This window comes from Flavobacterium urumqiense (genome assembly GCF_900108015.1).
In the GTDB taxonomy this organism is placed as follows: Bacteria; Bacteroidota; Bacteroidia; order Flavobacteriales; family Flavobacteriaceae; genus Flavobacterium; species Flavobacterium urumqiense.
The window spans coordinates 123558-136442 of record NZ_FNVP01000006.1 but is presented as its reverse complement, the minus strand read 5'-3'; the positions used below and the strand labels follow the sequence as shown (position 1 = coordinate 136442).

General features: G+C 35.8%; 9 protein-coding genes and 1 pseudogene. 2 read left to right on the top strand and 8 right to left on the bottom strand.

Annotation, left to right across the window (positions count from 1 at the left end):
- Window positions 1–27 precede the first annotated feature (27 nt).
- Complete coding sequence (gene purB / locus C4S35_RS09075) at window positions 28–1374, bottom strand: adenylosuccinate lyase (RefSeq protein ID WP_091208041.1); 1347 nt, start codon at window positions 1372–1374, stop codon at window positions 28–30.
- A 68-nt stretch (window positions 1375–1442) separates the two neighbouring features.
- A complete protein-coding gene (locus C4S35_RS09070; protein WP_103999870.1) occupies window positions 1443–2135 on the bottom strand; it encodes an SIR2 family NAD-dependent protein deacylase in 693 nt (230 codons plus the stop codon).
- Window positions 2136–2352: 217 nt separating this feature from the next.
- Between C4S35_RS09070 and C4S35_RS09065 the strand changes: the two genes are divergently transcribed.
- Window positions 2353–3015 (top strand): TrmH family RNA methyltransferase, encoded by a 663-nt coding sequence (locus C4S35_RS09065; protein WP_103999934.1) that lies wholly within the window; start codon window positions 2353–2355, stop codon window positions 3013–3015.
- Between the two features lie 125 nt (window positions 3016–3140).
- Entirely contained in the window at window positions 3141–3947 is an 807-nt protein-coding gene (locus C4S35_RS09060; protein WP_103999869.1) for a haloacid dehalogenase type II, read from the top strand.
- A 167-nt stretch (window positions 3948–4114) separates the two neighbouring features.
- Here the strand turns inward: C4S35_RS09060 and katG are convergent, their stop codons facing one another.
- From katG to C4S35_RS09030, 6 genes and pseudogenes are all read right to left on the bottom strand, one after another.
- A complete protein-coding gene (gene katG, locus C4S35_RS09055) occupies window positions 4115–6382 on the bottom strand; it encodes a catalase/peroxidase HPI (RefSeq protein WP_103999868.1) in 2268 nt (755 codons plus the stop codon).
- Window positions 6383–6821: 439 nt separating this feature from the next.
- A pseudogene (locus C4S35_RS09050) lies at window positions 6822–7339 on the bottom strand (MepB family protein).
- Between the two features lie 89 nt (window positions 7340–7428).
- Window positions 7429–10803, bottom strand: coding sequence for a preprotein translocase subunit SecA (gene secA / locus C4S35_RS09045; protein WP_103999867.1), 3375 nt, complete (start codon window positions 10801–10803; stop codon window positions 7429–7431).
- Window positions 10804–10887: 84 nt separating this feature from the next.
- Window positions 10888–11109: a DUF2795 domain-containing protein gene (locus tag C4S35_RS09040; RefSeq protein WP_007138072.1), complete on the bottom strand. Its 222-nt coding sequence runs from the start codon at window positions 11107–11109 to the stop codon at window positions 10888–10890.
- A 162-nt stretch (window positions 11110–11271) separates the two neighbouring features.
- Window positions 11272–11841: a cob(I)yrinic acid a,c-diamide adenosyltransferase gene (locus C4S35_RS09035; protein WP_103999866.1), complete on the bottom strand. Its 570-nt coding sequence runs from the start codon at window positions 11839–11841 to the stop codon at window positions 11272–11274.
- Window positions 11842–11893: 52 nt separating this feature from the next.
- On the bottom strand, window positions 11894–12751 hold the full coding sequence (locus tag C4S35_RS09030) for an ATP-grasp domain-containing protein (RefSeq protein WP_103999865.1): 858 nt from the start codon (window positions 12749–12751) through the stop codon (window positions 11894–11896).
- Window positions 12752–12885: the final 134 nt, after the last annotated feature.

Sequence of the window (12885 nt, the reverse complement as noted above, 5' to 3'; positions counted from 1 at the left end):
GCTTTGTACTTTGTAAATGTTTTGTTTTTATATTCCCAAGAAATTACTTGGAGTAATTTGCATTAATTCCGCTTTAATTTCATCCGAAACATCTAAGGTTGTGATAAAGCCATGAATTGCCTTTTTATCAATCGCTTCATTGGTTCTGGTTAATCCTTTCAATGCTTCATACGGATTTGGATATCCTTCACGACGCAAAATTGTTTGAATCGCTTCAGCAACAACAGCCCAGTTTTTCTCTAAATCTTCATGGAATTTAGGTTCGTTCAATAACAATTTGTTCAATCCTTTCAAAGTAGCTTCAAAAGCGATTAGCGTGTGTCCCATTGGTACACCGATATTTCTCAAAACGGTACTATCAGTCAAATCACGTTGTAATCTTGACAATGGTAATTTAGCCGATAAATGTTCGAAAATCGCATTGGCAATTCCTAAATTTCCTTCTGAATTTTCAAAATCAATAGGATTTACTTTATGTGGCATCGCCGAAGATCCTATTTCTCCTGCTTTAATTTTTTGTTTGAAATATTCCATCGAAACATACGTCCAAATGTCTCGGTCTAAATCAATGATGATAGTATTTATTCTTTTCAAAGCATCAAAAAATGCAGCGAAATGATCATAATGTTCAATTTGTGTAGTAGGGAAGGAGTGGTGTAAACCAAGGTTATCCTCCACAAATTTCGCTCCGAATTTTCTCCAGTCAATTTGTGGATACGCCACATGATGCGCATTGTAATTTCCAGTTGCACCACCAAATTTAGCTGCAAACGGGATGTTGAACAACAAACGCATTTGCTCTTCTAAACGCTCTACAAAAACACCAATTTCTTTACCCAAGCGCGTTGGAGAAGCCGGCTGTCCATGCGTACGGGCGAGCATTGGAATATCGCGCCATTCAACACTTAAATCTTTCAATTTTGATGTCAAAGTAATCAAAGATGGCATGTATACTTTTTCGAAAGCCTCTTTTGTAGATAGCGGAATCGCTGTGTTATTAATATCTTGAGAAGTCAATCCAAAGTGAATAAACTCTTTATATTGGGACAAGCCCAGTTTTTCAAAAGCATCTTTGATAAAGTACTCCACCGCTTTTACATCGTGGTTGGTCACTTTTTCTGTTTCTTTGATCCAAAGCGCATCTTCAGTGGAGAAATTTTTATAAATATTGCGTAAACTTTCAAATAAATCTGGGTTTACGTTTTTTAGTTGTGGCAAAGGAACTTCGCACAAAGCAATGAAATATTCAATTTCAACCAATACGCGGTATTTGATTAAGGCTTCTTCCGAGAAAAATGGAGCCAGCGAAATAGTCTTGTTTCTATATCTTCCGTCGATTGGCGATATAGCATTCAATTCGTTTAAAGTAGTCATTGTTTAGTTGTTTGTTCGAAAGGCACAAATATAAACCTTTAGAGACAAACTAGAAAACGAATGGTTTTTTAAATAAACTCAGTCAGCATCTTTTTTAGTATTTTCATTCCTTCGGATGCAACTTGTGGAATTACTTCCAATGGATTTCGAAGATTCGGGATTTTAATGGGTTTTGGATCAATATAAAAAATAGGCGTTTCCCGAGTTGTAAAATCAATTAATCCTGCGGCAGGATATACTTGCAACGAAGTTCCGATGACGGCAAAATAATCCGCACTTTGAGTAAGTGTTAATGCCTCTTCAAGCGCTGGAACTTCCTCTCCAAACCAAACAATATGCGGACGCAATTGATTTTTATTTTCATCGAAATCGCCAAAATTTAAATCATCTTGCCAATCCAAAATGTAATCTGGGTTTTTGGTACTTCTTACTTTCAATAATTCGCCGTGCAAATGCAACACATTCGAACTTCCGGCGCGTTCGTGTAAATTATCTACATTTTGTGTAATAATGAAAACATCGAATTCATTTTCTAATTCAGCCAGAATCTGATGACCCAAATTGGGTTGCACTTCTTTGAGTTGTTTTCGTCTTTGATTGTAAAAATCCAAAACCAAAGCAGGGTTTTTATGCCAGCCTTCTGGAGTTGCCACATCATTGACATTATGGCCTTCCCAAAGCCCATCACTATCACGAAAGGTTTTGATGCCACTTTCGGCACTAATTCCTGCTCCTGTCAAAACCACTAATTTCTTTTTCATTTTATATCAATTTGGGCGTGACCACAAGGGTCGGGCTTTCGGCTTTATCTTTTTGGCTAAAAAGCCAAAAAAGGATACCGCCTCTATCCCTCACGCAAATTCCGTAAACATTCCTAATTCAGCTTTTATTGAACAATCTCAAAAGCAGCAATCAGAATCTACTTTTGAAGGTATAAAGCTAGTCTTTTTTACTATTTTTGCAAAAATAAATATTCTAATGGTCGACATCGATTACCTCGCTTTTCTTGAAAATATCCTGACTGATAACCGCAAAGAAAAATTTCTGAAAGTATTGGAAAACAGAACCAAGCATTTTACGATTGTTGTCGAGGATATTTTTCAAATGCACAATACGAGTGCTGTTATGCGCAGTTGTGAGATTTTTGGAATTCAGGAATTGAATGTTATCGAGCAACGATACGGAAAAAGTATAGATAAGGAAATTGCGATGGGTGCCCAAAAATGGGTTGACATTAATACCTTCGACAGCATTACGAATTGTGTAGATACGTTAAAAAGTAAAGGCTACCAAATCATTGCAACGACGCCACATTCAACTGACTGTTTGCTGGAAGATTTTGACATTTCGAAACCAAGTGCCTTATTTTTTGGAACAGAAAGAGACGGACTGTCCGAAGAAATTTTGCAGCGCGCTGATGGTTTTCTTAAAATTCCGATGGTAGGTTTTACTGAGAGTTTGAATATCTCGGTTTCGGCGGCAATCATCATTCAAAACTTGACCAGTCGATTGCGCAACTCCGAAATTAATTGGCATTTATCTGAAAACGAAATTTTAGAAAAGCGTTTGGCTTGGGTCAAAAATTCTATAAAAGACATCAAGCGAATTGAAGAACGCTATTTTTCTGAAAACGTGAAATAGTTGTTTCATATAATGGTACGGTAATGTTTTTTATTTTAAAAAATATCATGTAACTTGTACTGTTTTCACGAAACAAGACACTTTGTCGTATATTTTATTTAACGCATGATTTAAAAAGAAAAACAATGAAAGAATTTAAAAATAGCAACCAAGATTTAGTAAATACCACATTGACTGTTGGAGAAGAAGAAATTAGCGCACCTATTTTAATTGTAAAAGAGGAGACAGACAATGAGGAGGAGAATAGCGCTGGTTATTTACAAAGACCCAAGGTTTTATTTTTTGATGTAAATGAAACGTTGCTGGATCTTAATATGATGAAAAAAAGTATTGGCACAGCACTTGGAGGTCATCCTGAATTGATGTCGTTGTGGTTCACTACAATGCTTCAGTATTCGTTGGTTACAACAGTCGCAAACCAATATCAAGATTTCGGAACAATTGGAGCCGCTGCACTTATAATGGTTGCCCACAAAAATGGGATTACTATAACGGATAAACGAGCTAAAGATGCAGTTGCCGCAATTTTATCATTGCCTGCACATCCAGAAGTGAAAGAAGCACTCTTACTTTTGAAAAAAGAAGGTTTTAAATTGGTTGCCTTCACTAACTCATCCAATAAAGCGGTAGAAACGCAACTTAAATATGCGGGAATTCATGATCTATTTGACGATGTTTTAAGTATAGAAGACGTAGGTAAATTCAAGCCACATGTAGATACTTATAATTGGGCTGCTAGAAAAATGGGATTAAAATCGAATGATTGTATGTTGATAGCGGCGCATGGTTGGGATGTTGCCGGTGCAAATTGGGCAGGTTGGCAAACAGCATTTGTTAGCCGCCCTGGACAACAATTGTTTCCACTTGCAAATTTGCCAGAAATTAATGAAAAAAATATTTTATCAGTTGCCCAAAAATTAATCTTAGTGTGATATTTGCATTGGCAAAATCAATCTATTCTGCTTTACTATTAAAATTAAATTCTACTTTTTAGAAGAAATTTTAACTAAAATTCCCCAAGTACTTTCGTAATTGGGGATTTGTAGTAGTATATGATGATAATCTGTTATCTTTATTATGAATAAGCAGCGGAAGAATATTATCTTACATCGAAACGATCAGCGTTCATTACTTTGGACCAAGCTTTTACAAAGTCATTTACAAATTTTTCTTTGCTGTCGTCTTGTGCATAAACTTCGGAGTAAGAACGTAAAATAGAATTAGACCCAAAAACCAGATCCACGCCTGTTGCAGTCCATTTTACTACTCCGGTCTTACGGTCGCAAATTTCGTAAACACCTTTTTCTGTTGGTTTCCATGTATTGCCCATATCTGTTAGGTTGACAAAGAAATCGTTAGTTAAAGCGCCTATTGTATTAGTGAAAACACCATGTTTTGTATTGCCATAATTGGTTCCCAATACTCTCATTCCACCAACAAGAACAGTCATTTCTGGTGCCGTTAATCCCAATAATTGTGTGCGGTCCAGCATTATTTCTTCAGAGCTTACTGCGAAATCTTTTTTACTATAGTTACGGTAGCCATCAGCTAATGGTTCTAAAGGTATAAAAGATGCAGCATCTGTCATTTCATCAGTTGCATCTCCACGACCTGCTAAAAATGGGACTGTAATAGGTACGCCGGCCGCTTTAGCCGCTTGTTCTATTCCTAAATTACCTGCTAAGACAATAGTGTCAGCGATACTAATACTAAACTCAGCTGCAATAGGTTCAAGAATAGATAAAACATATGCTAAACGTTGTGGTTCATTTCCTTCCCAATCTTTTTGTGGTGCTAATCGAATGCGTGCACCATTGGCACCACCTCGCATATCTGAACCACGGAATGTACGTGCGCTATCCCAAGCTGTATTTACCATTTCTGGGATAGATAATCCTGATGCAGCAATTTTATTTTTTACAGCATTTTGGTCGTAATCGGTAGTTCCAGCAGGAATAGGATCTTGCCATATTAAATCTTCTTGTGGAACATCAGTACCAAAGTAATTTACTTTTGGCCCCATATCTCTGTGCGTAAGCTTAAACCAAGCACGAGCGAAAGTGTCTGAAAAATATTCTTGATCGTTCATGAACTTCAAAGAGATTTCTCTGTAAATAGGATCGACCTTCAATGCCATATCAGCGTCAGTCATCATTGGATTTTGGCGAATACGTGGATCTTCGACATCTACAGGTCTGTCTTCGTCTTTAATACTGATTGGTTCCCATTGCAATGCACCTGCAGGGCTTTTGCGAGATTCCCATTCGTGATTGAACAACATTTGGAAGAATCCATTGTCCCACTTCGTTGGGTGTGTAGTCCATGCGCCTTCAAGTCCACTTGTTACAGTATGACGGCCTTTACCAGAATTAGTTGGATTTTTCCAACCTAGTCCTTGTTCTTCAACTCCTGCTGTTTCAGGATCATCACCTAGGAGACTGGCATCACCATTCCCATGCGTTTTACCTACTGTATGTCCACCTGCAGTTAATGCAACCGTTTCTTCATCATTCATTGCCATACGAGCAAATGTTTCACGCATTTGTCCAGCAGTTTTCAAAGGGTTTTGATTTCCGTTTACTCCTTCTGGATTTACATAAATGAGCCCCATCTGAACAGCAGCTAATGGATTTTCCATCGTCGAAGGATTCTCTACATCAGCATAACGTTCGTCACTTGGTGCTAACCATTCTTTTTCAGATCCCCAATAGGTGTCTTTTTCTGGGCTCCAAATATCTTCACGTCCGAAGGCAAATCCAAAGGTTTTTAATCCCATGTCTTCATAAGCAATTGTACCGGCCAAAACAAGTAAATCGGCCCAACTTACTTTATTACCATACTTTTTCTTGATAGGCCATAGTAACCTTCTGGCTTTGTCTAAACTAACATTATCAGGCCACGAATTTAAAGGGGCAAAACGTTGATTACCTGAGCCACCACCGCCACGACCATCAGAAATACGGTACGATCCAGCAGAATGCCAAGAAAGGCGTATCATTAATCCACCGTAATGACCCCAATCTGCAGGCCACCAGTCTTGGCTATCCGTCATTAAGGCATGCATGTCCTTCTTTAAGGCTTCAATATCGAGTTTCTTAAGTTCTTCTTGATAATTAAACTCTTGTCCTAAAGGATTTGTTTTAGTATCATTTTGGCTCAGTATGTCAAGGTTAAGTGCATTTGGCCACCACCCCGTAACATTTGCTTTGGTTGAAGTATTTCCACCATGCATTACTGGGCATTTTCCTGTTGATGCATCATGGTTGCCTTCAACTATAGTCGCGCCTTCGTTTAGTGGAAGCTGTTCATGATTGACTGGGCATTTACCTTGACCGTTGGATAGATCTGTATTGTTATTATTTTCCATATTTGTTTTTATAAAATTACGGTGTTTCTTATTTAGCAAAATTAACGATAATGTATCTTATAAATCGATAGCATTCATCTTCATGTTTTATTTCGTTATAGATATTATTTATCACAATAAAAATTAAAATAGATTATTCGTATAATTATTAACGAATTAAAGAAAAAGAATCTAATAGATAGAATGTGAAAATTAACTTGTTTTTGGGACTGACTTTTAACTTTAATCTAAGATAAAAAAACGCTGCTTTTGTTTCTCTCAAAAATACGAAAATACTTGGATAAAAGGTAAATGAGTTCGGTTTTTAATAATGCAATCTAGCAATAAAGTTGTATTAATCTATTTTTTTTAAAAATTTAGAAGATACTTTTTGATCCGTAAAATTGTAGTAGAATTTTGGATTTCTTTATAAAAAAAATCTCTTTTCAAGCCCTAATCTTTACAATAAAAGCAATTTTACGCGTTCTATATCGATTTTCTTATCAAATGGGATTTCTAAGAAAAATTCCAATTGCCATTTTTGTGTTTTTTGTGCTTGTTTATTGGTTGCTATATCCCGAGGAGGATAGACTCGAATTGCGCGTTTGCCTTCTATTTTGCTAGTATAAATAATACCCTGTTCACAAAGCACTGATTTTGGAAAGATAAATTGGCCAAGGCGATCATCTTTTCTAGTGTTTATAATAACAAGATCAATTGGATCTGTAAAATCAAAAGGTTGAATCGGGCCTTTTCCGCTTCTTTTCATAAAGTAACGAATTGTCCAATCATAGTTGGAGTAATTTTAGCAGTAAGAAATTTAACGGACAACGTGCTAATCTCAAAAGTGTAAGCGCCATATTCAGAATTCTCTTTTTCTTTTATTGGAAAAGAACATTTGTAATGATACTTATTATATATAAGTTCTTTGGCGACAAGTAGGTCGTGAGGAATTGTAACAGAATTTGACGTAGACATTTTATATGATTATACTATTTTTAAATATAAAAAAATTCCCCAACTACTTTCGTAATTGGGGAATTTAATTTAAGGTATCGAAACGGTTATTAGTTAACGATAACCCATTGTCCTGAAGCAATTAAGCTTTCGGCTTTTTTGTATTTCATTTCTTGTGTTTGTCCGTTCGCCACGTTTTGAATCGTTACATTGTCATTACGATTGATCTTTGGCATATCTCTCACGATAGTTTCGGTTACTTGTCGTTGTTGCGTTTGCTTCGCCTGTTCGCTCGAGCCTCCGGCTTCACGGTTTTTTTCTGCCAGCTCATCAGAATTTAAAATTTCGTCTTTACTCAATTTAAAATCTTCTTTTTGACGAACTTCTTTTGCTTCCTGAATTTGCTGATTTTCTTGAGCCGGTAAATCACCTTTAAATAAAAATGAAATGACTTCTTTGTTTACGTTGTCTAACATAGCTCTAAACAAATTGAATGCTTCCAGTTTGTAAATAAGCAATGGATCTTTTTGCTCGTGAACGGCTAATTGAACAGATTGTTTCAACTCGTCCATTTTACGTAAATGTTTTTTCCAAGCTTCATCAACAATTGACAAAGTGATATTCTTTTCGAAATCAGCTACTAATTGATTCCCTTTGGTATCGTATGCTTTCTTCAAATCAGTAACCACATTCAAGGTTTTGATACCATCCGTAAATGGAACTACAATGCGCTCAAATTGATTGTTTTTATCTTCGTAAACATCTTTTATAATAGGAAATGCTTCTCTGGCGCTTCTTTCTGTTTTCTCGGTATAAAATTCTAGAGTTGCTTTGTAAATTTTACCAGTCAATTCTATTTCTGTCAATTTACTAAACTCTGCTTGAGAAACCGGAGAGGTAATAGAGAAATAACGAATCAATTCGAATTCAAAATTTTTGAAATCGTTAGTCCCTTTATTTTCAGCTACGATTAATTCGCAAGTATCGTAAAGCATGTTGGCAATATCCAATTTCAAACGCTCTCCAAACAAAGCATGACGGCGACGTTTGTAAACTACTTCACGTTGTGCATTCATAACATCATCGTATTCCAATAAACGTTTACGAACACCAAAGTTATTTTCTTCTACTTTTTTCTGAGCACGTTCGATAGATTTTGTCATCATCGAATGTTGGATCACTTCACCTTCTTGTAATCCCATTCTGTCCATTACTTTAGCTACTCTTTCAGAACCAAACAAACGCATTAGGTTATCTTCAAGAGAAACGTAAAACTGAGAACTTCCCGGATCACCTTGACGACCGGCACGACCACGTAACTGACGGTCAACACGACGTGAATCATGACGTTCCGTACCTACAATCGCTAATCCACCTGCTGCTTTTACTTCGGCAGATAATTTAATATCGGTACCACGACCAGCCATGTTCGTAGCAATTGTTACAACACCTGGTTTCCCCGCTTCTTCAACAATCTGAGCTTCTTGTTTGTGCATTTTTGCATTCAATACATTATGTGTAACACCTCTCATTTTAAGCATTCGGCTTAATAATTCCGAAATCTCCACAGAAGTTGTTCCAATAAGCACCGGTCTTCCTGCATTTGATAATTGAGTTACATCCTCGATTACCGCATTGAATTTTTCACGAGTAGTTTTATATATGTAATCTTCTTTGTCTAATCTAGCCATTCCTCTATTAGTAGGAATTTCTACCACATCCAGTTTGTAGATTTGCCATAACTCGCCAGCTTCAGTTGAAGCTGTTCCTGTCATACCACCAAGTTTGTTATACATTCTGAAGTAATTCTGTAAAGTTACCGTAGCAAATGTTTGTGTAGCTGCTTCGATTTTTACATTTTCTTTGGCTTCAATTGCTTGATGTAATCCGTCAGAATAACGACGACCGTCCATGATACGACCCGTTTGTTCATCGACAATCATGATTTTATTATCCATGATTACATATTCTACATCTTTCTCAAATAAAGCATAGGCTTTCAAAAGTTGCGTCAAAGTATGAATACGTTCACTTTTGACACCAAAATCCTGAAATAATTTTTCTTTTTCTTCGGCCTCGGTATCTTTGTCTAATTTTTGCTTTTCAATAGCTGCAATTTCAGTTCCAATATCTGGAAGAACAAAAAAGTTATTATCATCAGAATCGGAAGACAAGTATTTAATTCCGTTGTCAGTAAGTTCAACTTGATTATTTTTTTCCTCAATTACAAAATACATCGCTTTATCAATCTTGTGCATTTCACGATTGTTATCTTGCATGTATTGATTTTCTGTTTTTTGAAGTAATTGTTTAATTCCTTCTTCACTTAAAAATTTAATAAGTGCTTTGCTTTTTGGCAATGCTCTATAAGCTCTTAATAAGTTGAATCCACCTTCTTTAGTATTTCCTTCCTTGATTAATTTTTTAGCTTCAGATAAGAAACCGTTAGCTAATTGACGTTGTAAACTAACTAAGTTTTCAATTTTTGGTTTCATTTCCATGAATTCATGACGATCTCCTTGTGGAACTGGACCTGAAATAATCAATGGTGTTCTTGCATCATCAATCAAAACGGAATCGACCTCATCAACAATGGCATAATTATGTTTTCTTTGTACTAATTCATCTGGCGTATGCGCCATATTATCTCTTAAGTAGTCAAAACCAAACTCGTTATTTGTTCCGTAAGTAATGTCAGCATTATATGCTTTTTTTCGTCCTTCAGAACTTGGTTGGTAATTATCTATACATTCTACTGTCATACCATGAAATTCGAATAAAGGCGCTTTCCATGTACTATCACGTTTAGCCAAATAATCATTGACAGTGACTAAGTGCACACCGTTTCCAGTCAAGGCATTTAAATAAAGAGGTAAAGTTGCCACTAATGTTTTTCCCTCACCCGTTTGCATTTCGGCTACTTTTCCTTCATGCAAAACCATTCCGCCAATTAATTGAACATCATAGTGAATCATGTCCCAAGTAATTTCTTTACCGGCAGCACTCCATGAATTAGCCCAAATCGCTTTATCACCATCAAGGGTTATATAGCTTTTTGTTGCAGAAAGTTCACGGTCTTGAGCAGTTGCAGTTACTTCTATTTGAGAATTGTCTTTAAATCGTCTTGCTGTTTCTTTTACAACGGCAAAAGCTTCAGGAAGAATTTCCATCAACGTTTTTTCCGAAATGTCGTATGCTTCTTTTTCAAGAGCGTCAATAGCAACATAGATATCTTCTCTTTTGTCAATATCTTCAATGCTTTCAACTTCTTGTTTTAATGCAGCTATTTTCGCATCTTTATCAACGCGAGCTTCTTTTATTCTATCTTTAAAAAAAGTGGTACGAGCTCTTAAATCATCATTAGACAATGACATTAAGCTCGTTTCAAAAGTTTTAATTTTGTTAAGATACGGTTGTAAAGCTTTGACATCTTTTTGAGATTTATCTCCAACAAAGACTTTAATGATACTGTTTATGAAACTCATGATATGATTTTATTTCTGTTTGTAAAGTTGTGTAAATTTAACCAAAAAAAAAGCCTCTTTTGAGACTTTTTCTTGGTTTACTTTTTAATATTCATCCTCATTCCAAAGATAATCTTCGTCTGTAGGATAATCGGGCCAAATTTCTTCCATTGATTCATATATCTCGCCTTCATCTTCTATAGATTGAAGGTTTTCTACTACTTCTAATGGAGCTCCTGCTCTAATAGCGTAATCAATAAGTTCGTCTTTGTTAGCAGGCCATGGTGCATCACTTAAATATGAGGCTAATTCTAATGTCCAATACATCTTTTGTCGATTTAGTTTTGTGCAAAAATAAATTTTTTACTGAAAAAGACAAGTAAAAAATCATTTATTTTAATAAAAAGTTAAGAACGTTTTTTTTGGTTTAATGTTTCAGGTTTCACTTTTCAGGTTTCTGATGGGAAAACTGCGACTGAAAACTGTATATTATTTCCTTGGAATCCATTGAACTTCCTCCGCATTCAAATCACGGGACAACTTTCGTGCCAACACAAAAAGATAGTCAGAAAGTCGGTTTAGGTACTTGATTGCAATCTCGGCAACGGGTTCATTATGGCTTAAATGCACTGCTAAACGCTCAGCTCGACGACAAACACAACGTGCTATATGACAATATGACACAGTTGTATGTCCGCCAGGTAAGACAAAATGAGTCATTTGTGGTAACTCATTTTCCATGGCATCGATTTCGTTTTCCAGCAACTCAATATCAGTTTCAAGAATACCTAATTTTTTTAAACGAAGTTCACCGTTTTTCAATACTTCTTTTTCAGGGGGCGTTGCAAGAATTGCTCCAACGGTAAATAACCGATCTTGAATTTCAATTAGAATTTCTTTGTAATGAATATTTATTTCCTGATCCCGAATTAATCCAATATGCGAATTTAATTCGTCAACAGTTCCGTAACTTTCTATTCGAGCATGGTCTTTTGGAACTCGAGTTCCTCCAAAAAGTGACGTTGTCCCTTTATCTCCCGTTTTTGTATATACTTTCATTTATGCTATATCAGTTTAATCTGTTTTAATTTATAAAATTTAAACAACAAATTTAGGCTATTAATTCGACTATTGAAGATACAAATCGTTCCAGTGCACCGTCAGCGATATCAAAATATAAATCGGGCTCAATACATTCAATTTCCATTAAGTATAATTCGGTACCGATTATAATTCCGTCGACTCTGGCGTACAATAAATTTTCAGGAAAGGTGTTCACGATTTTTTGTGCTTTTTCAATTAATTCCTGGCTAGGTTGAACCAAACTGTATTTTCCGCCAAATTGTGATTGCACCCTAAAATCACCATCTACCGGTTTTTTATTAACGCAATGAGAGAATTTTTTATTAAAAAAGATAAGGGAAGTTTCACCCAATGTTTGAATTTCTGGCATGAATTCCTGCAAAAGCAATTCTTTTTCTGGTGCTAAATTTTTGTAATCAGCGTTTATTTTTTGAATATCGGCTACTTCAAAGACTTCGGTGAGATAGGAACCGGCTGAAAAAGCTGGTTTTATAACTGCTTTTTTCCATTGTGAAGGGATGAGTTCAGCAAGATTAAGCGAATTTGTTTTGTCGATGAAAACAGTGGGAAGAATTGAAATTTCCTGCTTTTCCATTTCACGCAAATAGAACTTATGTTTGTTTTGTTTGATGATTCCAATTGTATTAAGTGTTTTAATTCCTAATTTTTCTATTTGGTCAAGCCAAAGGTTGAACTCGATTTCTTTTTCGAAATAATCCCAAGTATTGCGAAAAATCAAATAGTCAAAATCGCTCCAATTGATGGTTTGGTCACTCCAAATTACAGGTTTTGCTACAATGTTATGTTTGGCTAATTCTGGAATTAAAAGTTGGTCTGCAGCAGTTAATTCAGGAAGTTTTTCGCAGGTTAGTAAAGCGATTTTCATTTTAAGCGATGTATTATTTGGAATTTTAATTGTTGTTGTGATTTGGATTGTTTAGCCCGGATAGCAGTGGAAATCCTTTTTCTTGTAATTCTTGCAAAGAAAGAATTACAAGAAAAAGATTGTAACGTATAGCC